This window comes from Umezawaea sp. Da 62-37 (assembly GCF_032460545.1).
Classification (GTDB): domain Bacteria; phylum Actinomycetota; class Actinomycetes; order Mycobacteriales; family Pseudonocardiaceae; genus Umezawaea.
Genome location: NZ_CP135965.1, coordinates 7,643,347 through 7,667,724, shown reverse-complemented (window position 1 = coordinate 7,667,724; position 24,378 = coordinate 7,643,347). Strand labels below are relative to the sequence as shown.

The 24,378-nt window shown below is 71.4% G+C and carries 22 protein-coding genes; 9 read left to right on the top strand and 13 right to left on the bottom strand.

Annotation, left to right across the window (positions count from 1 at the left end; translation table 11 throughout):
- Positions 1-26: 26 nt before the first annotated feature.
- A complete protein-coding gene (locus tag RM788_RS35405) occupies positions 27-1,748 on the top strand; it encodes an ABC transporter ATP-binding protein (protein WP_315923302.1) in 1,722 nt (573 codons plus the stop codon).
- A gap of 99 nt (positions 1,749-1,847) precedes the next feature.
- On the opposite strand, the gene RM788_RS35400 is transcribed toward RM788_RS35405, so the two are convergent.
- Positions 1,848-2,351, bottom strand: a complete 504-nt coding sequence (locus RM788_RS35400; RefSeq protein WP_315923300.1) for a DUF3145 domain-containing protein — start codon at positions 2,349-2,351, stop codon at positions 1,848-1,850.
- Between the two features lie 391 nt (positions 2,352-2,742).
- On the opposite strand from RM788_RS35400, the gene RM788_RS35395 reads away from it, so the two are divergent.
- A complete protein-coding gene (locus RM788_RS35395) occupies positions 2,743-4,038 on the top strand; it encodes a hypothetical protein (protein ID WP_315923298.1) in 1,296 nt (431 codons plus the stop codon).
- A gap of 7 nt (positions 4,039-4,045) precedes the next feature.
- Here RM788_RS35395 and RM788_RS35390 read toward each other — a convergent pair whose 3' ends face one another.
- From RM788_RS35390 to RM788_RS35375, 4 genes are all read right to left on the bottom strand, one after another.
- Positions 4,046-4,429, bottom strand: a complete 384-nt coding sequence (locus RM788_RS35390; RefSeq protein WP_315923297.1) for a hypothetical protein — start codon at positions 4,427-4,429, stop codon at positions 4,046-4,048.
- Positions 4,430-4,481: 52 nt separating this feature from the next.
- Positions 4,482-5,864, bottom strand: a complete 1,383-nt coding sequence (locus tag RM788_RS35385) for a dihydrolipoyl dehydrogenase family protein (RefSeq protein ID WP_315923295.1) — start codon at positions 5,862-5,864, stop codon at positions 4,482-4,484.
- A gap of 36 nt (positions 5,865-5,900) precedes the next feature.
- Entirely contained in the window at positions 5,901-6,467 is a 567-nt protein-coding gene (locus tag RM788_RS35380; protein ID WP_315923293.1) for a TetR/AcrR family transcriptional regulator, read from the bottom strand.
- Between the two features lie 556 nt (positions 6,468-7,023).
- A complete protein-coding gene (locus RM788_RS35375; protein WP_315923291.1) occupies positions 7,024-7,689 on the bottom strand; it encodes a hypothetical protein in 666 nt (221 codons plus the stop codon).
- A gap of 818 nt (positions 7,690-8,507) precedes the next feature.
- Between RM788_RS35375 and RM788_RS35370 the strand changes: the two genes are divergently transcribed.
- The 3 genes from RM788_RS35370 (at position 8,508) to RM788_RS35360 (ending at position 12,313) form a co-directional block, all read left to right on the top strand.
- Positions 8,508-9,368, top strand: a complete 861-nt coding sequence (locus RM788_RS35370) for an SGNH/GDSL hydrolase family protein (protein ID WP_315923289.1) — start codon at positions 8,508-8,510, stop codon at positions 9,366-9,368.
- 112 nt (positions 9,369-9,480) lie between these two features.
- Entirely contained in the window at positions 9,481-9,915 is a 435-nt protein-coding gene (locus tag RM788_RS35365) for a MarR family winged helix-turn-helix transcriptional regulator (RefSeq protein WP_315923287.1), read from the top strand.
- Positions 9,916-10,027: 112 nt separating this feature from the next.
- The gene (locus RM788_RS35360) at positions 10,028-12,313 is read left to right on the top strand and encodes a HelD family protein (protein ID WP_399341053.1); all 2,286 of its coding nucleotides are present in this window, start codon (positions 10,028-10,030) and stop codon (positions 12,311-12,313) included.
- Positions 12,314-13,197: 884 nt separating this feature from the next.
- On the opposite strand, the gene crcB is transcribed toward RM788_RS35360, so the two are convergent.
- From crcB to RM788_RS35340, 4 genes are all read right to left on the bottom strand, one after another.
- Positions 13,198-13,545, bottom strand: a complete 348-nt coding sequence (gene crcB, locus RM788_RS35355; protein ID WP_315923285.1) for a fluoride efflux transporter CrcB — start codon at positions 13,543-13,545, stop codon at positions 13,198-13,200.
- Positions 13,542-13,898 (bottom strand): fluoride efflux transporter FluC, encoded by a 357-nt coding sequence (locus RM788_RS35350; protein WP_315923283.1) that lies wholly within the window; start codon positions 13,896-13,898, stop codon positions 13,542-13,544. The genes crcB and RM788_RS35350 overlap by 4 nt, the downstream gene beginning before the upstream one ends.
- A gap of 16 nt (positions 13,899-13,914) precedes the next feature.
- On the bottom strand, positions 13,915-14,343 hold the full coding sequence (locus RM788_RS35345; protein WP_315923281.1) for an SgcJ/EcaC family oxidoreductase: 429 nt from the start codon (positions 14,341-14,343) through the stop codon (positions 13,915-13,917).
- Between the two features lie 112 nt (positions 14,344-14,455).
- Positions 14,456-14,887: a MarR family winged helix-turn-helix transcriptional regulator gene (locus tag RM788_RS35340; protein WP_315923280.1), complete on the bottom strand. Its 432-nt coding sequence runs from the start codon at positions 14,885-14,887 to the stop codon at positions 14,456-14,458.
- Positions 14,888-14,941: 54 nt separating this feature from the next.
- On the opposite strand from RM788_RS35340, the gene RM788_RS35335 reads away from it, so the two are divergent.
- The 3 genes from RM788_RS35335 to RM788_RS35325 all read left to right on the top strand — a co-directional run bounded on the left by RM788_RS35335 (position 14,942) and on the right by RM788_RS35325 (position 19,304).
- Positions 14,942-16,321, top strand: coding sequence for an MFS transporter (locus RM788_RS35335; protein ID WP_315923279.1), 1,380 nt, complete (start codon positions 14,942-14,944; stop codon positions 16,319-16,321).
- Positions 16,322-16,362: 41 nt separating this feature from the next.
- Positions 16,363-17,163 (top strand): SAM-dependent methyltransferase, encoded by an 801-nt coding sequence (locus tag RM788_RS35330; protein WP_315923278.1) that lies wholly within the window; start codon positions 16,363-16,365, stop codon positions 17,161-17,163.
- Positions 17,164-17,261: 98 nt separating this feature from the next.
- Complete coding sequence (locus RM788_RS35325; RefSeq protein ID WP_315923277.1) at positions 17,262-19,304, top strand: putative bifunctional diguanylate cyclase/phosphodiesterase; 2,043 nt, start codon at positions 17,262-17,264, stop codon at positions 19,302-19,304.
- A 341-nt stretch (positions 19,305-19,645) separates the two neighbouring features.
- Here RM788_RS35325 and RM788_RS35320 read toward each other — a convergent pair whose 3' ends face one another.
- The 4 genes from RM788_RS35320 to RM788_RS35305 all read right to left on the bottom strand — a co-directional run bounded on the left by RM788_RS35320 (position 19,646) and on the right by RM788_RS35305 (position 24,071).
- Positions 19,646-20,998, bottom strand: a complete 1,353-nt coding sequence (locus RM788_RS35320; RefSeq protein ID WP_315923276.1) for an NAD(P)(+) transhydrogenase (Re/Si-specific) subunit beta — start codon at positions 20,996-20,998, stop codon at positions 19,646-19,648.
- Positions 20,995-21,270 (bottom strand): NAD(P) transhydrogenase subunit alpha part 2, encoded by a 276-nt coding sequence (locus tag RM788_RS35315; RefSeq protein WP_315923274.1) that lies wholly within the window; start codon positions 21,268-21,270, stop codon positions 20,995-20,997. Before RM788_RS35315 ends, RM788_RS35320 begins: the two co-directional genes overlap by 4 nt.
- On the bottom strand, positions 21,267-22,376 hold the full coding sequence (locus tag RM788_RS35310; RefSeq protein WP_315923272.1) for an NAD(P) transhydrogenase subunit alpha: 1,110 nt from the start codon (positions 22,374-22,376) through the stop codon (positions 21,267-21,269). The genes RM788_RS35315 and RM788_RS35310 overlap by 4 nt, the downstream gene beginning before the upstream one ends.
- A gap of 543 nt (positions 22,377-22,919) precedes the next feature.
- Positions 22,920-24,071: a nitric oxide synthase oxygenase gene (locus tag RM788_RS35305; protein WP_315923270.1), complete on the bottom strand. Its 1,152-nt coding sequence runs from the start codon at positions 24,069-24,071 to the stop codon at positions 22,920-22,922.
- Positions 24,072-24,146: 75 nt separating this feature from the next.
- Between RM788_RS35305 and RM788_RS35300 the strand changes: the two genes are divergently transcribed.
- Entirely contained in the window at positions 24,147-24,320 is a 174-nt protein-coding gene (locus RM788_RS35300; protein WP_315923268.1) for a hypothetical protein, read from the top strand.
- The last annotated feature ends 58 nt before the right edge of the window (positions 24,321-24,378 follow it).

The following is a 24,378-nucleotide window of genomic DNA, read 5'->3' as shown; positions in this document are numbered from 1 at the left end:
GCCGAGTGCCCCGGAGGCGGAACCTGATGGACGTGCTGCGGCTGTACCTCGGGGCCCTGGCCGGTCAGCGGCGGGGCGTGCTCGTCCTGCTCGGCTGGTCGGTCCTGGAGGGCGTGCCCGCCTTCCTGTCCGGACGGCTGGTGGCGCTGTCGGTGGACCGCGGGTTCGCCGTCGGGCGGCCGCTGGTCGGCGTCGGCTGGCTGCTGGTGTTCGCGGCGGTCGCGGTGCTCGGCGGATTCGGGCTGCGGCAGGTGTTCCAGCACCTCGGCGCGGTGATCGAGCCGATGCGGGACGCGCTGGTGGGCGTGGTCGTGCGGGGTGTCCTGCACGACGGCGCGTCGCACCGGCGGCAGCCCGACGCGAGCGCCGTCGCGCGGATCACCCGGCACGTCGAGGTGGTGCGCGACGCGACCGCGGGTGTGCTGGTGCAGGCCCGCGCGCTGCTGGTCACCACCGCCGCGGCGCTGGTCGGGCTGGTGACGACGGTGGCGGGGCTGGCCTGGTTGGTGGTGTCGCCGGTCGTGATCGCGCTGGTGCTGTTCGCGCTGCTGCTGCCGTCGCTGGCCCGGCGGCAGCGCGAGCAGGTGATGGCCGACGAGCGGAGCGCGGAGGTGGCGGGCACGGTGCTCGTCGGCATCCGCGACGTCGTCGCCTGCGGTGCCGAGCGGGAGGCGGGCGGGGAGGTGTCGGCCGCGATCGACCGGCAGGCGGGCGTGGCGGTGCGGGTCGCGTGGGCGAACTCCCTGCGCGGCCTGGTGATCGCGGTCGGCGGGTTCGCGCCGTTGGCGCTGCTGGTGGTGGCGGCCCCGGCGGAGGTGGCGTCCGGGCAGCTCACGGCGGGCGCGGTGCTGGGCGCCGTGGTGTACCTGAGCACCAGCGTGCAGCCCGCCCTGCGGCGGCTGGCCGACACGACGAGCACGGTGGTGCTGCGGCTGGTGGTCTCGCTGCGCAGGCTCTCCGAGGCCGCGCCCGCGCCCGCTCCCCCCGCCGGTGACGAGGTGCCCGCCGGGCACGAGGTGTCGCTGCGCGGGGTGACGTTCGGCTGGGGCGAGCACGCGGAACCCGTCGTGCGCGACCTCGACCTGGACCTCGCGCCGGGCGACCACCTGGCCGTGGTGGGACCGAGCGGGATCGGGAAGTCGACGGTGGCCGCGCTGCTGACCGGGCTGATGGCCCCGCGCGCGGGCACCGTGGCGCTCGGCGGCGTGCCGGTGCACCTGGTGCGGCCCGCGGTGCGGCACCGGCGGATCGCGTTGATCCCGCAGGAGACCTACCTGTTCACCGGGACCGTGCGGGAGAACCTCGCGCTGCTCACGCCGGAGGCGACGGACGCCGAACTGCTGGCCGCGGTCGACGCGGTGGGCGCGACCGACCTCGTCGCCGGACTGGGCGGGCTGGACGGGGCGCTCGGCCACGCGGGTTCGGGGATGTCGGCGGGCGAGGCCCAGCTCCTCGCGGTGGCGCGGGTGTTCGCCTGCCCGGCGGAGCTGGTGATCCTGGACGAGGCGACCTCGCACCTCGACCCGGCGGCCGAGGTGAAGGTGGAACGGGCGTTCGCGCGGCGCGGCGGCGTTCTCGTCGTGATCGCGCACCGGCTTTCCTCGGCGCTGCGCGCGAAGCGCGTCCTGGTGATGGACGGCGGCCCGCCGCTGATGGGCGAGCACGTGGACCTGGTGCGGACTTCGCCCGCTTACGCGGAACTCATGCAGGCCTGGCTTCCGGCCGAAAGCGCGCGCCCTTCGATTTAGCGCCGCTAATTACGAGGCGCACTCATAAAATTCTCATGAACATCCGACGGCCGAGAACCCCCGCTTTTCCACAATGCGGGGGTTCTCGGTCGTGGAGTCTCATCCGACGCGGTGCAGCCAGGTCACCGGCGCGCCGTCACCGGCACGGCGGAAGGGCTCCAACGCGTCATCCCACGCGGCGCCGAGCAGTTCGTCCACGCCATGCGCGAAGGACTCGCCACCGCGACTGCGCAGGGCGAGCGCGCGGAGCTGGTCCTCGGACACCACGATGTCGCCATTGGCACTGGTTCGCGCATGCCACAGGCCGAGCACGGGGGCAAAGCAAAAACGCTCGCCGTCCACGCCGTCGCTCGGATCCTCCGTCACCTCGAATCGGAGCATCGGCCACGCCCGCAACGCGGACACGAGTTTACCGCCCGTCCCGGCATCGCCGGTCCAAGCGCATTCGGCGCGCAACTGCCCCGGCGCCGCGGGCTGTGCCGCCCACCGGAGGTCCACTCGCTCACCGAGGGTGCCCGAGATAGCCCACTCGACGTGCGGACAGACCGCAGACGGCGACGAGTGGACGTAGACCACGCCACTGGTGCTGCCACGGGTGCTCACAGCTGACCTCCGCTACTCGACGAGGGACGTCTTCCCCTACGGCCTGTCGAAACGGACGATCAAGCGAATTCCCGCTTCGGCCATTCTGCCTGCTGTCGGAGCTGTCCGCCAGAAGAACCAGTGCGATCACCACCCCGGCGGCCCAGATACAGGACTTTTGACCCTAAAGAGCGTGCAGACGGCCCAAATCCCGGAGCCCCTGGGCAAAACCGGGGGATCGGCACGTGATCTTCACGTGATCATCCGACCGGCGCGCCTCCGCGGCAAGTGCTCCACACGGACGGTAGTCGTTGCGCCCCAAGGAGTAGCGACCCGATCGCGATGCGCGCCCGCGGCCGTGCCTCGCGATCGGGCGGATCACGGCGCGACTACCGTGTCGCACCGTGTGGATGTGGATGATCACGTGCGGCTGATCCGGCTGGGGGCGTCGCCGTCGGACGTCGGCAAGGACGTGCGCGCGGCCCTGACCACCTGGGGCGTCGGCGATTCCGTGCTCGGCGGCTTCGCGCTGCTGGGTGTCCAGCCCCCGGACAGCCCCCGTGCCGTCGAGGCGGTCGTGGTGCTGCCGCGCGGGGTCGTGGTCATCGTCGGGGTGGACCTGCCCGACCCCGCCGTGCGGCTGGAGGCGCCGCTGTCCGGGAAGTGGAAGATCGACGGCTGGCCGCTCAACCGGCCCGACGGCGAGGTCAGCCCGGCCGCCGAGGCGATGGAGGCGGCGCTCGCGGTGGGCGCCCGGATCCACGCCATGCGCGCCGAACCGCTGCCGGTCACCACCGTCGTCGCGGTCGGGCCGTACGTCGGCCACGTCGACCAGCCGACCGCGGACCTCAACCGGGGCGTGCGGGTGCTGCACCCCAAACCGACCTCGCTGCTGGCCGCCGTCCGCGAGCTGGCCACCGGCGACCGGCCGTGCTCGGTGGAGCACGCGGCGAGGCTGCTGGCCGTGCTGTCCCCCAGCGGCGGCCCGCCGTCGACGCGGGACCTGTTGGCCGAGGGGTTCGCCGACCGGATCGCCGTGGACCTGTCGTCGGCCGAGACGATGCTGCTGCCGAAGGTGACCGCCAGGGGCTCGTCGGCGACGACCGCGGTCAAGGGGACCGTCGCCCGGCTGCCGAAGGCGGTGCCCTACCTCGCGGCCGGACTGGTCTGCCTGCTGGCCGTCATCGGCATCGTGGTCGCGTCGAACTCCGGTGGGACGCCGCAGACCGCGCCCGCGGTCACATCGGAGTCGATGCCGACCACGGTCGTCGTGGACGGCGCGAACTTCACCCCGCGGGGCACCGGCCGCGACGCCGACTGCGCCGGGCACGCCTTCGGCGACGTCCAGGCCTGGCTCGCGGCGCACTCGTGCACCGCGCTGCACCGGGCGCAGTACGAGACCTCGGTGGGCGACCGGCACATCGCCGTGGCCGTCGCCGAGGTGGCGCTGGTCGACGTGCCCAGCGCGCAAGAGCTGCACGCGGTCGCCGCGACCGCGGGCTCCGGCGGCGTCACCACGCTCCTCGAGGACGGCAAGGAGTGGCCGGGCGGTCCCCGGTCGTTCGACCGCTCCGCCTTCGCCAGCAGCGTCAAGGGAACGCAGGTGCGGCTGGCCCAGGCGGTGTGGACGGGCGGCGACTCCTCCGCGACCGACGCCGACCTCGTCGCCGCGGCCGAGCGCGCGCTGCGCCTGCCCACCGGGCAATGACGTCCGGTCAGCGCAAGTGGGGGTTCTCGTCCACTTTCACCAGTCCCATCGCGATGATCCCGAACACCGCGTGCAGCACCAGCACGACGCCGGCGAACGTGCAGACGCGCTCGCTGCCCGGCTGCCCGTGCAGCGCGCCGAACGCGAACAGCCAGCCGAACAGCGCGACCAGCAGGCCGAGCACCAGCAGCGGTCTCGGCACCAGCGCCATCGCCAGCAGGGCGTCCTTGCCCGTGCGCCACAGGGTGTGCAGGAGGACCGGCAGCACGAGGACCGCCGGGATGTACACGGCGAGGGCCGAGGGCGGCGGGCCGTGGCGGAACGTCGCCGCGATGACGAACGCGCACCAGAGCGCCGCCGCTGTCGCGATGACGACGACGCCCCTGGTCACGCCACCAGCTTAGATACCCGGTCCGACCGGGACCGCGGGCGCGTCCACCGGGTCACAGCCCGTAGGACTCCAGCAGCCTCAGCCACACCTCGCTGATCGTCGGGTAGGCCGGGACCGCGTGCCACAACCGGTCCACGGTGACCTCGCCGACGATCGCGATCGTGGCGGCGTGCAGCATCTCGGCGACGTCCTGCCCCACGAACGTGACGCCGACGAGGGTCCGCTTGTCCTCGTCGACGACCATCCGCGCCTTGCCCTTGTACCCGTCGGCGTGCAGCGAGGACCCGGCGACGGCGATGTCCAGGTCGACCACCTTCACCGTGAGGCCCGCGGCGCGCGCCTGGTCCGCGGTGCGGCCGACGAACGCGACCTCGGGATCGGTGAACACCACCTGCGGGACGGCGGTGTGGTCGGCGGTGGCCGCGGTGGTCGTCCACGGCTCCGGGTCGCGCGCGTCGGCGAGGATCGCGGAGCCGACCGCGCGGGCGGCGTACTTGCCCTGGTGGGTCAGCGGCGCGCGGCCCGTGACGTCGCCGCAGCCGTACAGCCAGTCCACTCCGGACACCCGGCCGGTGTCGTCGACCGGCAGCGCGTCGCCCGCCTTGAGGCCGAACGCCTCCAGGCCGAGATCGCGCGTGGCGGGCTCGCGGCCGGTGGCGACGAGCAGGTGCTCGGCCACGACCTTCGTGCCGTCGCCGAGGGTCAGCTCGACGCCGCCGTCCACTTCGGACACCGAGGACGCCTTCGCTCCCGTGTGGATGGTCACGCCGTCGGCGCGCAGCCCGTCGGCGACCAGGTCGCCGACGAAGTCCTCGAACTTGGCCAGCGGCCGGTCCTGGGAGATCACCAGGGTCACCTCGGAGCCGAGCACGGCCCACGCCTGCGCCATCTCGACGCCGACCACGCCGCCGCCGAGCACGACGAGGGAGGCGGGCACCTCCTTCGCGGAGGTCGCCTCGCGCGAAGACCAGTGCGGCACGTCGGACAGCCCCGGCAGCGAGGGGACCCGTGGCGCGCTGCCGGTCGCGACCACCACCGCGCGGCGCGCGGTCAGCACCCGGTCCCCGACCGTCACCTCGCGCTCGCCGGTGATCACGCCCCGGCCGCGGACGGGCACGATGCCCGCGCCCTCGGCCCACTCCACCTGGCCGGCGTCGTCCCAGTGGGAGGTGAACTCGGTGCGGCGTTCGAGCACGGCCGCGGCGTCCAGCCGGTCGCCGACCGGCACGCCCGGCATCCGCTTGGCGGCCGCCAGCACGTGGCCGGGGCGCAGCAGCGCCTTGCTCGGCATGCACGCCCAGTAGGAGCACTCGCCGCCGAACAGTTCGGCCTCCACCAGAGCGGTCCGCAGGCCTCCTGCGGCGGTGCGCCCCGCCGCGTTCTCCCCCACCGGGCCGCCACCGATCACGATCACGTCGAACTCGTCGCTCGTCACCCGGCAAGCCCACACCACCTCGTGGGGAAGGGCAAGTCAGCTCGGGTCGAGCACCTCGGCGAGCATCGTGGAGATCACCTGGTCGGCCTTGCGCAGCACGTGGAAGCGGTCGTCGCCGGAGAGCTGGGAGGCGAGGGTGAACAGGCTGTCCGCGGTCTGCGCGGCCATCCGGAACGTCAGCCGCACCGGCCCGTCGCCCGGCGCGCCGAACCGGTCGACGAACAGCTCCGCCAGCCTCTCGGCCATCAGCTCGTACTGGTCGACGCTCGAGTCGAGGCGGTGCCCGTCGAGCAGGTCGCTGAACCTGATCCGCCCGAAACCGGGCACGTCGACCAGCATCCGCATGTAGACGCCGACGACCTGGCCCATGGCCTCGCGCCAGTCGTCGGACAGCGTGCCGCCCTCGAACAGGACGTCGACCTCGGCCAGGTACTGCTCCATGCCGCGCAGCGCGAGCGCGTGCACGACGGACCGCTTGTCCGGGAAGTACTGGTAGAACGAGCCGATCGGCACGCCCGCCAGCTCGACGATCCGCGCCGTGGTGATGTCGTCGTAGTCCTGCTCGTTGAGCAGCGTCGAGCAGGCGTCCAGTATCGCGGTCACGGTCGCCGCCCCTCGCTGCTGGACGGGCTGCCGACGCATGACTCTGGCGAGTCGTCCTCTGGCGGGATTGTCAGGCACGTGTGCATCCTTAAAAGTTACGGACCAGTAGGACCAGCGCGACTTTCCCTGGACTCTTGGCTCGGGGGTACCGCATTTTCACCTTGCCACCACGAGATTAACTCGTGAGTGGCCGACAGTGAGTCATTATCGCATTCCTCGGAGCGTCCACACCCTTCGCCACCTGCGCATGCGTGATCCAAATCGGTGGAAATCCACCCGTATCCTCCTCCTGCATCGCTCGTTTGGCCCCCATTACAGGGGCTGCCGACAAAGGGCGATCCGGGTATGTGAACCTTTCGGGTGAACGGGCGAAAGTTCTTATCGACCTCGGAGAGGCCTTTGTTACAGAGAACTTGCCCACGCCACGCCTGGACACGTCCCCCTATCGGGTGACTTCAGGCAGTAACACCCGTTCGAGTGCCCGGTCGGGCAGGAGTCCAGGGCCTGGAAGGCCTCCGGATGCCCGGAAGCCATACGTGGGAGCGATTCCACGCGCTCAGGCGGAGCGGTGCTCCTCAGCCGGGCTCACGGCCGGGCGGGCGCGCTGGCGGGGGATGTGCGGCCGGGTCGGGTCGAGCCGCGGCGGCCGGGTCACGTACGGCCGCATGAGCCCGGCGACGAGCAGGCCCGGCGCGATGAGCGGCACCACGGCCGACAGCGTCACGGCCGTCGCGCCCGCGTGCAGGACACCCCTGGGCAGCAGCGCGATCCGGTCGACCACGAACGCCCGGCGCCCGGCGCAGGACAGCAGGGCGAACACGCCGATCACGACCGCGAGGGTGATCAGCGCCCGGTGCACCGCCGCCGCGTACCCGATCGCCTCGGCCGCGACCAGCACCGCGAACCAGCCCGTCGGGGCGGCCAGCCTGCCGCGCTCCGTGGTGACCGCCCAGAGCAGCCCGGCCACGACCGCGAGCCCGGCGAGCACGTCCTGCCGCTCGCGGATCCACCCGCCGACCGCGTCCAGCCAGCCGATGGGGACGCCCGCCCAGTCCAGGGGCCCGCGCAGGACGGCGAGGGGTGAGGTCGGCGTCCCCCCGACCTGCCCGAGGATCCACGCGCACGACCAGGCCGACACGACGACCACGATCACCAGCTGCCACCTCGGCCCGGTCACCACGCACCGGCACAGCCGCACGAACTCCCGACGCAGATCCCTCACCCGCCCAGAGTGCCGTGCACCGGAGCCCGGCAGGAGCGGTTCACCCCGCTGCCCCGCCGGTACCGCCCTTCAGGGGTAGTCCGATCACACGGCGTGCTGCCTGCGGGGGGCTGATGCGTTGGGGCCGGGCCTGTCCGGCGTGACGACCGGAGGCGGCCGGTGGGTTACGCCGTGTCCGGGTGTCCGGGTGGACGCGCGGCTTGCCGGGCGGCCGGGCGGTGGTGCGCTGTGGGCCGGGGCCCTGCCCGGTCGGCGCGACGACCAAGCGGCTGGCTGTCCGCCGTGTCCGCGCGGCCGGTGCGCCGTGAGCCTGGGTCCTCCCTGGTTGGCGCGACGACCGGGCAGCCGGCGGTCCGCCATGTCCGCGTGAAAGTGCCGCTGAGCGGCGGCGCGCTGTAGGCAGTGACCCTGCCCGGTCACCGGGACGACCCGGCGGCCTGCGGTCCGCCGTATCCGCGTGGACATCGCTGGGCGGCGGTGCGCCGTGGACCGGAGCCCTGCCCAGTCAGCGCGACGACCGACCGACCAGCGGTCCGCCGTGTCCGGGTGGACGTGCCGCTGGGCAGCGGTGCGCCGTGGGTGGTGTCGGGCAGGCCGGTCCAGTTCGTCCCGCACCCGCACCGGGTCGCCATCCCGCGGCGGCGCCATCCCCATCGAAGGGCGAAGGCTGATCGAAAGCTCGGTGCCCGCGTCGAGCGAGGTGTGCCCGTGCCCGTCCAAGCACCCCTATCGGGTGCTGCGTGGACTCCCGGACGCGCCGGAGCGGTGTTGGCCACATCATGTGATCGAGGCCAGTTGGCGACACCCTGGAGGAATCCGTGCGCAGGCTGCTACCGGTGCTGTTGGCGGCGTTGTCCATCACAGCCACGACCGGCACGGCGTCCGCCGCGCCGCGCTTCGCCGAGTACGTCGCCCTCGGCGACTCCGCGGCCTCCGGGCCGCTGATCCCGGACCAGGACGAGTCGAGCCCCGGCTGCCTGCGGTCCTCCCGGAACTGGCCGTCGGTGCTGGCCTCGGCCCTCGGCGTGGCGGCGTTCCGCGACGTGACCTGCTCGGGGGCCGTGGCCGACGACCTCGAGGGCGGCCAGACCACGTTCCTCGGGGCGGTGCCGCCGCAGTTCGACGCGCTGACCCCGACGACCGACCTGGTGACGCTCACCATCGGCGGCAACGACATCGGCCTGGTGGCCACGGCGCTCGGCTGCGTGAACCCGCTGCCCGAACCCGTCGGCGTGTCGTGCGAGGCCCGGCTCACCGCGGGCGGCACCGATCGGCTCGCGGTCAGGATCGACGCGTTCGCCGCGGAGTTCGGGGCGGTGCTGGACGGCGTCCACGCCCGCTCGCCGCTGGCGGAGGTCGTGGTGGTCGGCTACGGCACCTACATCCGGCCCGGCGGGTGCTACCCGGAGCAGCCGCTGTGGGGTCGCGACTCCGACTACCTCCAGGCCGGTGTTGACCGGCTCAACGGCGTGTTCGCGAGCGAGGCCGCGGCGCACGACGCGGAGTTCGTGGACATCGCGCCGCCCAGTGCCGGGCACGACGTGTGCGCGCCGGTCCCGGACCGCTGGTTCGAGGGCTTCCTGCCGACGACGGCCGCCGCTCCCCTGCACCCGAACGAGCGCGGCATGGCGGGCATCGGCACCTACGTCGCGGACGCGCTGGCGGACAGCGCCCTGTAGACCCGGAGGGCGGCCGCGTGGTCGCCGCCGCCCTCCGGCCCGCCCGCCGTCCCCTGCGGGTCCGGCAATCCGTGCGGTGTCCGATCATGGGGCGTTCTTATGATTGGCCGCCATGAGCATCGAACGGCTGCGGCGCCACTCCGGTTACCTGGTGCTCCAGCTGTCCAAGCAGGCCAGGAGGATCAGCGCGGCGGTCGGCGAGGACGGCCTGCGGGCGCCGCACGTGTCGGTGCTGGCCCTGCTGGCGGAGAGCGGGCCGTGTTCGCAGAAGGAGATCAGCGACGCGCTGCGCATCGACGCGAGCGACCTGGTGACGCTGCTCGACGACCTGGAGCGGGCCGACCTCGCGAGCAGGCACCGCGACGCGCGGGACCGCAGGCGGTACGCCGTGGAGATCACCGGACCGGGGCGGACGCGGCTGGGCGCGCGGCTCGGCGTGGCCGCGGAGATCGACGACCGGCTGTTCGAGGGCCTGACGGCGGGGGAACGCGGCCAGTTGGCCGAATTGTTGCTGAAGGCCTACGCGCATCACGAGGTACGGCGCTGAGAGGGCCTTCCGGGGTGTAGATTAGATGTTCTGCGCGCGCACTCTGGGGGCACGCAGAATAGTCAGGCCAAAAAACCTGACGACAAAAGACGGTATCGAGAAATGAGGCACGTTGTCAAGCCCCTCCGATGACTCCCGGCTCCAGGAAATCTCCGCGGAGCAGGAGTACGTGTCGATGCTGTACGGCAGGCTGGACGACCTCCGCGAGCAGAGCTCGAAGCGACTGGCCGGATCACTCCGGCAAACCGGTGGCACGCACCAGATGCGTTCGGAGCGGGACACCTCGGTGGCCATGTACTCGGACCAGTTGGCCCAGTACAGCGCCGTCGAGAACGGTCTCTGCTTCGGCAGGCTGGACTTCCACGAGGGCGAGCGGTTCTACATCGGTCGCATCGGGTTGTTCGACGAGGACAAGGAGTACGAGCCGCTGCTGATGGACTGGCGCGCCCCCGCGGCGAGGCCGTTCTACCTGGCGACCGCGGCGTCGCCCGACGGCGTGCGCAGGCGCAGGCACATGCGCACCAAGCAGCGCACCGTCGTGGCGTACGACGACGAGGTCCTGGACATCAACTCGACCGAGCCGAGCCGCAACGAGGGCCTGACCGGCGAGGCGACGCTGCTCGCCGCGGTGAACGCGAACCGCACCGGCCAGATGAGCGACATCGTCGCGACCATCCAGGCCGAGCAGGACAGGATCATCCGCACCGAGCTGAACGGCGTCGTCGTCGTGCAGGGCGGTCCGGGCACCGGCAAGACGGCGGTGGCGCTGCACCGCGCGGCCTACCTGCTCTACACCCACCGCAGGCAGCTCGCGAAGCGCGGCGTGCTCGTGGTCGGCCCGAACGCGACGTTCCTGCGCTACATCGGCCAGGTGCTGCCGTCGCTGGGCGAGACCGGCGTGCTGCTGTCGACCGTCGGCGAGCTGTACCCAGGTCTGAACGCGGTCGGCCGCGAGTCCCCGGAAGCCGCCGCGATCAAGGGCCGCATCACGATGGCGGAGGTGATCTCGCACGCGATCAAGGACCGGCAGGAGGCGCCGGGCATGATCGAGGTGCCGTTCGAGCAGGAGACCCTGCGGCTGGACCGGCGGGCCATCACCGAGGCGCGCGGCCGGGCGCGGCGCACCCGCAGGCCGCACAACGAGGCCAGGCGGACGTTCGTCCGGGAGATGATCTCCACGATGGCGAACCAGGCCGTCAACAAGCTGGGCAGGCACCTGCTCGACGCCGACGACATCGACGAGATCCGCCGCGAGCTGCGCGAGGACGAGAACGTCCAGCGGGCGCTGGCCCGGCTGTGGCCCGCGCTGACCCCGCAGCAGCTGCTGTCCGAGCTGTTCTCCTCGGCCAAGCGGCTCGCCGCCGCCGCGCCGCGGATGAGCAAGGAGGAGCGGGCGCTGCTGCTGCGCGAGGTCGACGCCGAGTGGACGCCCGCCGACGTGCCGCTGCTGGACGAGGCGGCGGAACTGCTGGGCGAGGACGACGCCGACGCCAAGGCGAAGGCCGAACGCCAGCGGCGGCAGGCGACCGAGTACGCCCAGGGCGTGCTCGACATCCTCGACCTGGAGGACGACGCCGACCCCGAGATCCTGATGGCGCACGACCTGATGGACGCCTACCGGCTCGCCGAGCGGCACGGCGGCGAGACCTACGAGACCGCCGCCGAACGCGCGGCGGCCGACCGGACGTGGACGTTCGGGCACATCATCGTGGACGAGGCGCAGGAGCTGTCGGCGATGGCGTGGCGGACGCTGATGCGCCGCTGCCCGAGCAAGTCCATGACCGTCGTCGGGGACATCGCGCAGACCGGCGACATCGCGGGCGCGACGTCGTGGGGTCAGGTGCTGTCGCCGTACGTGATGGACCGGTGGAAGTTGACCGAGCTGACGGTGAACTACCGGACGCCCTCGGAGATCATGGCCGTGGCGGCGGACGTGCTGGCGAGCGTCGACCCCGAACTGGTGCCGCCCACGTCGGTGCGGGACAGCGGGGTGGAGCCGTGGCACGTCCAGGTCCGCGATCTGAGCGCCGAGCTGCCCGCGCTGGTGGCTCGGGAGGCGGCGGAGATCGGGGAGGGGAAGCTGGCGGTGATCGTGCCCTCGGCCCTGCTGGTCGAACTGGGCGAGGCGATCACGGCGGCGGTCCCCGGCGCCGCGGTGGGCAACCAGTCGGCGGCGTTGGACGCGCGGGTCATGGTGCTCGGGGTGGTCGACGCGAAGGGGCTGGAGTTCGACGCGGTCGTGGTGGTGGAACCGGCGGGGATCCTGGAGGAGTCGCCGCGGGGGGCGAGTGATCTTTACGTGGCGTTGACGCGGGCGACCCAGCGGCTGGGTGTGGTGCACGCGGACGGGCTGCCGGAGGTGTTGAGCAGGTTGAAGGGGATGTCGGTTTTGGGGTGAGGGGGTGCGGTTGTCCCTCGGTACCGGGCCGCCGTGCGTTGGAACCAGGCGGGGGCTCGTCCGTCAACACTGGCCTTGTCCCTGGAAACCGGGTAGCGGTGGGCGCCGTGGTCGAAACCGGCCATCGGTGCCCGCCGTTCTCCGGGTGCGGCCGCGCTCGGTTCAGGGTGGGGCGGCGGGTTGGGCTGGTTGGCGGGTTGGGCTGGTTGGCGGGTTGGGTCAGTTGGCGGGTCGGGTTGGTTGCTGACGAGTGGATTGGCTGGCTCGGGTCCGTGCTTGTGCGCGGGTCGGGGCGGCGGAGTGGCTTGGCGGGGTGGCAGCGCTCTGCGGCCATTTGGTCGCCGGGTGTGAAAAAGGCTGTTGAGGCCACGCAGAGGGTGGTGGCCTCAACAGCCTGTGACGGGCGGTTGTGTTCTTGTGCGGACCTGGGGACTTGGGGTTCCGGTATTGCCGGGAACTCTTCGTCCGTTCGGAATCAATAACGTTGTCAGCGCACGTGGTGGTTGTCGTCGTTGACCCGAAGGAGCATGCTCCGGGGCAGGGAGCTGCGACTTCGCGGTCGGACCCGAGGGTCTTGAGCTACTTGGCCGTCGTCTGCGTCATGATGTTGAGCCTTTCGACGGAACGTGACGCACGTGCATCTGCGAGCGCATCCAGGTATCTGACAATATAATCTCTTAGGGCGTCCGGGACGTTACAAAAGAACTGTAGTAATTCTGGTTGCGCCAATTGGAGCAATTGATTGAACCGCGTGCCGGGTTGCCGGGGCCACCGCAGAGGGTGGCAGCCCCGACAGCCCCTGGTACGCCCCCGAGGACTGGCTCGTTCGATCAACGAGCGGGTGCGCCGGGGGAAACGGGTGCGGGGTGTCCGGGCGGTGAGGGTTACCCGAACGTCGTAGCGAGGCCCATGCCCGCGTAGGCGGCGGCCAGGCCGAGGGCGAGGCTGGCGGTGATGTTCAGCAGCGCTGTCCCGTGCCTGCGGTCCTCGATCAGCCGGAGGGTTTCCAGGCTGAAGGTCGAGTAGGTCGTGAGCGCGCCGCAGAAGCCGGTGCCCAGCAGGGCGAGGGTGGTGCTGTCGGCGGGCAGGGCGACGAGGAAGCCGAGCAGGGCGGAGCCGGTGGCGTTGGCGACCAGGGTGCCGTGGGGGAACCGGCCGTTGAGGGCGCGGCCGATCAGGTAGCGCAGGGGCGCGCCGACGGCGGCGCCCAGGACGACCGCGAGCGCGGTCACCGGCGGACCCGGCGGGCGACGGCGGCGCCCGTGGCCACGGCGACCAGTGCCGTGACCAGGGTGCCCGCGAGGTAGGCCATGGCGACGCCGGGCCGTCCCTGGGACGCGAACCGCTGGAAGTCGACGACGTAGGTGGAGAACGTCGTGTACCCGCCCAGCACGCCGGTCCCGAGGAACGCCCGGAGCAGCGCGTCCTCGGTCAGCCCCATCAGCACGCCGATGAGCAGGCAGCCGGTGGCGTTGACCACGAGGATGGTCCACGGTCCGTACGGGAAGGCGATGCCGAGCCCGTAGCGGGCCAGCGCCCCGAGCGCCCCGCCGCACGCGACGGCGCCGAGCACCCGGAAAGGCATGGTCCCTCCCGAGGGGTCAGAAGGCCTCCGGCGGCACGGCGGAGGAGTGGTGGGTCACGATCATCCACTTCCCGTCGATCTTCTCGTAGACGAAGGTGAAGCGGGCGTCCATGGCGACCGTGTGCCCGTCCTGCTTCATGGTGAAGCGGCAGAGGCCGGAGTCGATGGCCTCGGTCGACCTCAGCACCCGGACGAACGACCTCTTCACCACGGCGAGCGGTCTGGCCAGCATGAAGCTCGCGAAGTAGTCGACGATGCCCGCGCGGTCGACGCGCACGTCGGGCGACATCGTGGCCAGCAGCACGGCGTCCGGCGTGTACCGGTCGGCGACGAGGTACGGGTCGCCGGTGGCCAGCGCCGCGTTCCAGTCGCCGAACAGGGCGGAGATCTCCCCCACCTCGGGCCAGTAGGAGAGGGTGCGAGTGGTGTCCAGCAGTTCGCTCATGGCGGTTCTCCCCGACGGCAGAGGACGTGTCTTGCGTCCACTGTCGACTCGCGGAGCCCTCCCGACATCCCCTAGCCGCAGTTCAAACACCCCAGAGAAAATCTAGGGGGTGTCAGCGCAGGTGGTCCACCAGGTGGTCGAGGGCGCTCAGCGCGCGGACCACGTCGGCGCGCTCCCGGACGTCCAGCTTGTCCAGCGCGGCGCCGATGCGCTTCTCGTGCGCGCTCTGCCACACGGCCAACTGGTCGTGCCCCTGCGCGGTCACCGACAGCCGCGCGACCCTGCGGTCGGCGGGGTCGCCCGCGCGGGAGACGAGGCCCGAGTCGATGAGCTGGCCGACCAGTCCGCTGACCGTGTTCGGGGCCAGCCGCAGCTCGGCGGCCAGGTCGCCGACCCTCATGGGCGGCCGTTCGGCGAGCGTCTGGAGCAGTTCGATCTGGGCCATCGGGAGCGACTCCCACGGCCAGTCGGATCGGATGCTCGTCCGCAACGCCCTGCGCAGCCGGGTCACCACGTCGGTGAGCGTCCGGGCCTCTTCTGACATGGGGTGCAGGTTACCGATCCCATGTACCTCTGACTCCGATATGATCGGAGGCAGATGGATCACGCGACGCGCGGCTGGCGGTGGTTCGTCGCGGAGTCACCACGTCCGCGGCGGATCGCGGCCTGGCCCGGCGCGCCCCGGCTGGTGATCGCGACGGTGTGCTTCGGCGCGTTCATGGGCCAGTTCGACGCGAGCATCGTCACGCTCGCGTTCCCCGCGCTGGCCGGGCACTTCGGCGCGCCGCCCGCGGCCGTGGAGTGGGTCTCGCTGTCCTACCTGCTGGCGCTCGTGGCGCTGCTGGCCGCCGTCGGGCGACTGGCGGACGTGATCGGCCGCAAGCTCGTCTACGTCTACGGGTTCGCCGTCTTCACCGCGGCGTCCGCCGCCTGCGCGCTCGCGCCGGACCTGACCACGCTGGTCGTGTTCCGGGTCGTGCAGGGCATCGGCGCGGCGATGCTCCAGGCCAACAGCGTGGCGCTGGTCGTGGCCTGCGTGCCGCGCGACCGGATGCGCGCCGCGCTGGGCGTGCAGGCGGCGGCGCAGGCGCTCGGGCTGGCGTTGGGACCGACCGCGGGCGGCCTGCTCGTCGGCGTGCTGGGCTGGCGCTCGGTGTTCGCCATCAACATCCCGATCGGCCTGGTGGCCGTGGTCGCGGGCCACTACCTGCTGCCGCGCACCGTCGACCGCGCCGAGCCCGGCCGGTTCGACCTGCCGGGCACGCTGCTGCTCGGCACGGCCACCACCGCCGCGCTGCTCGCGCTGTCCGGGGTGTCCGGTCTCGCCGTGCCGGTGCCGCCGCTGCTGGCGCTGGCGGTCGCGGCGACGGCGGCGCTGTGGTGGTGGGAGCGGCGGGCCAGCGCGCCGCTGCTCGACCTCGCGCTGCTGCGGCGGGCGCCGATCAGCCGCGGCCTGCTAGGCGCGCTGTGCGGCTACCTGGTGCTGTTCGGACCACTGGTAGCGGTTCCGTTCGCGAGCACCGGGTCGCCGGTGGCCACCGGGCTGACGCTCACCGCCCTGCCCGCCGGGTTCGCCCTCGCGGCGACGCTCGGCCCGCGGCTGCTCCCCCGCCGGTGGTCGACCGCGCGGGCGGGCGCCTGGCTCGCCGCGGCGGCCACGCTGCTGCCGGTGCTCGTGCCCGGCGCGCTGGTGCCCGCGTTGGCGCTGCTGGGGTTCGGGCTCGGCGTCTTCACCCCGGCCAACAACGCGGCGGTCATGGCGGCCCTTCCCGCCGGGCAGGCGGGTCTGGGTGGCGGCCTGGTCAACACCACCCGCGGCCTCGGCACGGCGCTGGGAATCGCGATCAGCACGTTCGTCCTGCACACTGGCGGTGCCCATGCACTGCGCACGACGTTCGCCGTCCTGGCCGTGGTCGGGATCGTGTCCGCATTGTCAACACCGGTACTCCGAACCGGCGACCGGACCGGCGGTCGGTAACTTCTACGCCAGTACCCGACTACGCGGACGGGAGGTGTGCGGTGGAACTGGCGAACTGGGTGCCCGACGGCGTCGACACCGGCCTCCCGAGCGCCGCCCGCCTGTACGACTACCTGCTCGGCGGAGGCCACAACTTCGCCGGTGACCGGGCGCTGGGCGAGAAGTTCATCAAGGCGCAGCCGAACGCCCGCGCCATCGCCCGCCTGAACCGCGCGTTCCTGCGCCGCTCCGTGCTGTTCATGATCGACCGCGGCATCCGGCAGTTCCTGGACCTCGGGTCCGGCATTCCGACCGTCGGCAACGTGCACGAGGTCGCCAGGCGGGCCGCCCCGGAGTCGCGGGTGGTGTACGTCGACTTCGAGGACATCGCGGTGGCGCACAGCCGGATGCTGCTGGAGGACGACCCGCTGGCGACGATCGTGCAGGAGGACATGACCGAGCCGGGCGTGGTGGTCGAGGCCGCGCTGCGCACGGGTCTGGTCGACTTCGCCGAGCCGCTGGGCGTGCTGGCGGTCGGCGTCTTCCACTTCGTCCCGCCGGAACGGGACCCGGAGGGGGTCGTCGCCGCCTACCGGGACGCCGTCGTCCCCGGCAGCCACCTGGCGCTCTCGCAGTTCACCGCGGACTTGCAGCCCGTCGAGATGGCCGGGGTCGTCGAGGTGATGAAGGGGAGCATGAACCCCATGTTCCCGCGCACCCTGGCGGAGATCACCGGTCTGTTCGCGGGGTTCGACGTCGTCGAACCCGGTGTCGTGCCGCTGCCGCTGTGGCGGCCGGAGGGCGTCTCCGACGACGACCCCGCGAAGGCCGGGATACTCGGAGGCGTGGGCCGCAAGCGGTGACCGACCCCGATCCGCGGAGACCACCGGCTCGGGGGAAACGGAGCACGACGCCGCCGGAACAGCCGCGCGGACGTCGACGGGAGCTCGCCCGCGAGTGGATGAGGGCCGTCTACTCCACGACGTACATCCCGATGTCGTCCGCCGAGATCGAGCTGTTCCTGCTCGAACTGGTGGACGTGATCGCGGACGCGCTCCAGGCCGAGCCGTTCTCGGCCGAGCCCGTCGCGGTGGTCGGCGACCGGATGGTGGCGGCGCACCTCACCGGCGTGGAGACGTTGCAGCGCACCGTGGAGGTGCTCGGTCGCGCGCTGCTGTTCGCCCCGGAGCTGCGCGGTGTCGACCGGCTGGCGGAGAAGGTCGTCGCGATCCTCGGCGCGCTCGGCGCGCGGTTCGCGACGGCGACGCGGCTCGACGCGTTCCGCCAGCAGGAGGAGATCAAGAGCGCGCTGCTGCACGCGAAGCAGGGTGTCGAGCGGGTGCTCAGGGTCAGCGAGGCCCGGTTCCGCGAGGTGTTCGACTCGTCGGTGATGGGCATCGTGATCACCGAGCTGGACGGCACGATCGTCGAGGCGAACGAGGCCATGAACGGGATCCTCGGCGGCCGCGAGAGGCTGATCGGGCGGTCGCTGCCCGCCCGCTTCCACCCCGACGACGCCGAGGTGCTGACCGCGTCCTACCGCGCCGTGCGCGAGGGCGCGGTGGACCGGTTCCGCGAGCAGCGCAGGCTCGTGCGGATCGACGGCGAACCGGCGTGGGTGTACCTGGCGGTGTCGGTGCTGCGCGACGCCGACGGCGAGGCCGCGTTCCACGTGACGATGGTCGAGGACGTCAGCGAGCTGCACCTGATGCAGAAGAACCTCGACTCGCTGCTGCTGCGCGACCCGCTGACCGGGCTGTCGAACCGGCAGCACTTCGTCACCCAGCTGGAGACGGTGCACAGCCGCTCCGAGCACGGGATCACGCTCTACCACCTGGACCTCGACTCGTTCGCGCTGATCAACAACGGGCTCGGCCACGACACCGGCGACCGGCTGCTCCAGCAGACCGCGTCGCGGCTGCGGGCCGTCGTCGCCGACCAGGACGCCTTCGTCGCGCGGATCGGCGGCGACGAGTTCGCCGTCGTGGTCGACAACTCCCCCGGCTCGCCCGGTGTCACCGAGATGATCGACCTGATCAACGACGAGCTGTCCGCGCCGACGTTCGTCGAAGACCTCGGCATCGCCGTCACCGCGACCATCGGCGTGCTCGACCGCCCGTCCCCCGAGTGGACGGTGGGCCAGCTGCTGCGCGCCGCGAACACGACGCTGCACCAGGCGAAGGCCAAGGGCAAGCGCCAGTGGCTGCCCTACGACCCGCACGAGGACGCCCGCCAGCGCGCGGCCGCGCGCATCTCCGCCTCCATGCCCGGCGCCTTCGAGAACGGCGAGCTGGAGGTCGACTTCCACCCCGTCATCGGCCTCGCCGACCGAACCGTCGTCGGCGTCTCCGCCCGCCTGCGCTGGGGCTCCCTCGGCCACCGCCAGTGCCTCGACATGGCCGCCGAAACCGGCCTGTCCCTGCCCGTCGGCCAGTGGATGCTGCGGCACGCCGCCGAACGAATGGTCCACTGGCGCAACACCACCGGCACACCCCTGCTCCCCCTGCACGTCGCCCTGAGCCCCATGCAGTCCCGCGACGAGGACCTCGTGGGCGCGGTGAAGCAAACCCTCGACGAAACCGGCTTACCCGTCGGGGACCTGCGCATCTCCTTGCACACCAGGGCCGTGCTCATCGGCGGCAGCGACGACAACGTCCAAGTGCTCACCGACTCCGGCATCCCCACCGGCCTGAACGACTTCCACGGCGGCCAGGACGAACTGGCCCTCCTGTCCGAACTACCGATCGACTCCGTCACCATCGCCCCCACCACCGTCCGCGCCCTCGCCACCCACACCGACCGCAATCCGTTGCTGCACAACGCAATGACGTCCCTCGTGGCACTAGTCCGCGAGGCAGGGATCACCGTCACCGCCGCAGGCGTGAACACCGACACCGAAGCCGACTGGTGGGCACAAATCGGCACCGACACAGCCCAAGGCGACTTCTACACCGCCACCCGCACCCCCACCGCACTAGCCGACTTGTTCAACACCCAACCGTGAACACCCACCACCGGGCGCAGCCCCCGATACCCACCCGGCGCAGCCGCCCACCCGCATCCGGCGCGGAGCGCCCGCCGCCCTACCGACGCGCAGCGAGGTGTCCTGTCCGACGCGCAGCAAGGTGCCCTGCCGACGCGCAGCGAGGTGCCCTAACCCGGTACAGCCGACACAAGCGGAGCCAGACCTCCCCCTGCCCCCGATACACAGCGCCCTCCTGCCACACACCTGTTTGTCAAGGCATCTTTCCCGCCTTGACAAACAGGTGTGTGGCATTGAGACAATCGCGCGCACGGGGGCCGGGCTTCCCCCCTCCCTAAACCCCACCCCCACCCCAAACCCACCTACAACTGCTTCACCGCCGCCAACAACTTCGTCAACGACTCCTTCGCATCCCCGAACAACAACGTCGTCTTCGCGTTGTACAGCAACTCGTTGTCAACCCCAGCGAACCCGGGCCTCATCGACCTCTTCATGAACACCACAGCCCGAGCCCGATCCACATCGAAGATCGGCATCCCGTAGATCGGACTGCTCGGCTCATCCCGCGCCCCTGGGTTCACCACGTCGTTGGCCCCCACCACCAACGCCACATCCATGCTCGTCATCCCAGGATTCACATCGTCGAGTTCCTTCAACTGCTCATAAGGCACATCCGCCTCCGCCAGCAGCACGTTCATGTGCCCCGGCATCCGCCCCGCGACAGGGTGGATCCCGTAGTTGACCGTGATCCCCCGCGCCTCCAACAACGTCACCAACTCCCGAGCCGCGTGCTGCGCCTGCGCCACCGCCAACCCATAGCCGGGCACCACGACGACGGAATGCGCGTACCCCAACAGGATCGCGACGTCCTCCACCGTCCCGGAGCGGACCGTCCGCTGCTCCTCACCGCGCACCTGCACGACGGTCGCGGTGAACGCCCCGAACAGGATGTTCGTCAGCGGCCTGCCCATGGCCTGCGCCATCATCCGCGTCAGCAACGTGCCGGACGCGCCGACCAGCGTCCCCGCCACGATCAGCAGCGTGTTCGCCAGCACGTACCCGGACGCGGCGACCGCCAGCCCGGTGAACGCGTTCAGCAGCGAGATCGCGATCGGCACGTCCGCGCCGCCGACCGGCAGCACGAAGGCGATGCCGAGCAGCAACCCGGCGACCGTCAGGGCGATCAGCAGCGCACCCGACGACGTCACCAGCACGGCCGCCGCCAGCGCGAGGCAGGCCACCACGACGCCGATGCTCAGCACGCGGCCCGCGGGCAGCACGACCGGGCGGGTCGTCATGATCTCCTGGAGCTTCGCGAACGTGACCAGGCTGCCGGAGAAGCTGACCGAGCCGATCAGCACGGTGAGCACGGTCGCGATCCGGAATAGCAGCGGGCCGCCGTCGTGGAACTCCGCCAGCGCGACGAGCGCGGCCGCCGCGCCGCCGACCCCGTTGAACAGGGCCACCATCTGCGGGATGGCGGTCATCTTCACCGAGCGCGCGGCGGGTACCGCGACGACCGCGCCCAGCGCGATGGCGACCAGGATCCACAGTCCGTTGTGGACGGCCCCTTGGACGAAGGCCGTCACCACGGCCAGCACCATGCCCGCGGCGCCGAGCAGGTTGCCCGCGCGGGCGAACCGCGGCGTGCTCAGGCCCTTGAGCGCCAACAGGAAGCACAGCGCGGCGACGAGGTAGGCCAGTTGCGCGCTCATCGCCGGTGCCCCTTGAACATCTCCAGCATCCGGTCGGTGACCACGAACCCGCCGACCACGTTGACCGTGGCCAGGAACACCGCGAGCAGCCCCAGCACGAGCGGCGCGGTGCTCTCGGCGGCGCCGGTGATCAGGATGGCGCCGACCAGGATCACGCCGTGGATGGCGTTGGCACCCGACATCAGCGGCGTGTGCAGGATCGTGGACACCTTCGAGACCACCTCGAACCCCACGAACGCGGCGAGCACGAAGATCGTCAACAGGTCGATCACAGCAGCCCCCTGGTCGGCTCGTGCCGCACCTCGCCCGCGTGCGTCAGGCAGCACCCGGCGAGCACCTCGTCGGTGAGGTCCGGCTCGACCACGCCGTCCTTCGTCATCATCATCAGCAGGTTCGCCGCGTTGCGGGCGTAGAGCTTGCTGGCGTGGACCGGCATGCCGCTGGGCATGTTCTTGGCGCCGTGCACCAGCACCTCGCCGACCCAGACGTCCTCGCCCGCCACCGATGCCGCGCAGTTGCCGCCGGACTCCGCCGCCAGGTCGACCACGACCGAACCGGGCGCCATCGCCTTGAGCATGTCGGTGGTCACCAGCACCGGCGCCGCCCGACCGGGGATCGCCGCGGTCGTGATCACCACGTCGGACGCGGCGACCCGTTCGGCGATCAGCTCCCGTTGGCGTTCCAGGAACGTCTCGGACTGCTCGGCCGCGTAGACCCCCTGCTGCGTCTCCAGGGGCAGTTCGACGAAGCGCGCGCCGAGGCTGCGGACCTCTTCGGCCGCCGCGGCGCGCACGTCGTAGGCCTCCACGACGGCGCCGAGTCTGCGTGCGGTCGCGATGGCTTGCAGGCCTGCTACGCCGGCGCCGAGCACGAGGACTTTCGCGGGTGGCACGGTGCCGGCGGCCGTGGTGAACATGGGGAGGAACCTCGGCAGCCGTTCGGCCGCCACCAGGACCGCGCGGTAACCCGCGACCAAGGCCTGGGAGGACAGGGCGTCGGCGCCTTGCGCGCGGGTGACCCGCGGGAGCAGGTCGAGGCTGAACGAGGTGACCCCGCGTTCGGCCAGGACGCGGACGAGTTCCAGCTCGTTCGACGGGGACAGGAAGCTGATCGTCACGTCGCCGGGGCGCAGCCTGCGCGCCTGGGCGATCTCGAGTGGTTGGACGGACAGGACTACTTCGACCTCACCGACCGGGTCCTGCGCGACGACCTGGGCGCCGGCCGCCCGGTACGCCGCGTCGGCGGCGTACGCGTGCGTCCCTGCGCCCGACTGGACGTCCACTGCAAGACCCGCGCCGACCAGCGTGCGCACCGTATCCGGGACGCAGGCCACGCGGCGCTCGGCGGGCCGCGACTCCGCGGGGATCCCGACTCTCACACCAGCTGACCCTAGGCTCGTGGGGTGATCTGGGCCACAGGGTGCTTTTAACGGTGATCGCCGTACGGCCGTACGGGTTAGGGGTGGGCGGGGTGGGTCGGCTGTCGGCTTTTCGGTGGTCGGTTTGGGCGAAGCCCGGCCCCCGTGCGCGCGATTGTCTCAATGCCACACCCCTGTTTGTCAAGGCAGGAAAGATGCCTTGACAAACAGGGGTGTGGCAGGAGGGCGCTGTGTATCGGGGGCAGGGGGAGGTCTGGCTTCGCCCGTGTCGGCCGTGCCGGTGTAGGGCACCTCGCTGCGCGTCGGCAAGGCATCGGGCTTCACCCGGCAGGGCACCTCGCTGCGCGTCGGCAGGGCGGCGGGCGCTCCGCGCCGGGTGCGAGGGAGCGGCTGCGCCGATGGAGGGCAGGCTCCTCGCTCCGCGAGGAAGGCATGTGGGCTTCGCCGGGCAGGGCGGCGAGGGTGTGCTGGGTGGTGAGTGGGTGGTTTGGGGCGTTGGTGTGGAGGGGCCGCAGGCGGCTGCGGGCCTTCCACGTGCTGGGGCTAGTGGATGACCGGGCAGGTGCCGGTGGTGCCGCCGGGGAAGAAGTTGGGTAGGAGTTCTTCCTTGTCGTAGTAGCGGTGGAAGACCGGTGTCAGGGAGCCGGACATGGGGGGAACGATCCAGGACCAGTCGGCTGGGCAGGTGCGGCCTGCTGCTTCTTCCTTCTGCACGTGGGTCAGGAAGCGCTGGGATTCGGTGTGGTGGTCGGTGATGGTGACGCCCGCTTCGGCGAACGAGTGCAGGACGGCTCGGTTCAGCTCGACCAGTGCGCGGTCGCGCCAGAGCGTCTGCTCGTTGGAGGTGTCCAGTCCCATCCTTTTGCCGAGGTACGGGAGGAGGTCGTAGCGGTCGTTGTCGGCGAGGTTGCGGGCGCCGATCTCGGTGCCCATGTACCAGCCGTTGAACGGTGCGGCCGGGTAGTCGATGCCGCCGATCCGCAACCGCATGTTGCTGATCACGGGCACGGCGTGCCAGCGGAGGCCGAGTTTGGCCAGCCAGGGCAGTTCCGGATGGCTGAGCGGGACCTCGAGGACGGCGTCCGGGGGGAGGTCGACCATGCCGGACTCGCCGTCCGAGGTCTCGACCAGCACCGGGAGGATGTCGAACGGGCCGCGGGTTCGTGGTGGCTGCCAGCCGCGGGTGATCGCGAGGTCGGTGAGTTCGAGGTTGCGGCGGTCGCCCAGCACACCGCCGTCCGGGCCGCGGTAGGCCGCGTACCGGATGAGCTGCTCGTTGCGGACGCGAGGACCGGGGTGGCCGGGTTCGTCGGGGGCGAACACGGTCATCACGGGCCGGATCTTGCCCGCGTTGGTGGCGATCCGCAGGTGCTCGACGCACTCGTCCGCCACCTCCTTGGGATCTTGGAGATCTCGCAGGTCCCGCACCTTCAGGCTGCGCCAGTACAGCCTGCCGATGCATCGCGCGCTGTTGCGCCAGGCAACCCTGGCGCCGAAGGTCAACTCCGTTGTGGTGTGCCGGTAGGTGCCGGTCGCCGCGATCTCCGCGTGCACTTCGGCGAGACGGTCCTCCACCGGGCCTAGGTCATGGTTTTCCTCGTGGTGAAGCCGGATGAACTCCTCCGCCTCGGCGATGTCGACCTCGGTGGCCGGTACGGCCACGGCGTTCTCGACAAGCGACGGGGGGAGGGGCATCACGTCATCCGGACACGTTGGGACGGGGGCCATGGCGGGTCACCGTAATTGCACATCGGTGGAAGGTGCACCGCCGTGACGGTCACCAACTCGAGCGAGCCAGGTACGGCCGGTGGGTGCGAAAAGTGCTTGATCCGTCAATCGGGTGACCAGAGCTGCAATTACGGGTGGTGCCGCAATCGTTACGCCCCGGAAGCCTTCCGGTTACCCGTGCTGAAGATCACAGTAAAAGACAACTCGATCAAGTGACGTTCCGGGGTCCTCGGACGATGCCCCCGTGTTCACCCGTTGTTCATGAAGCGGAATA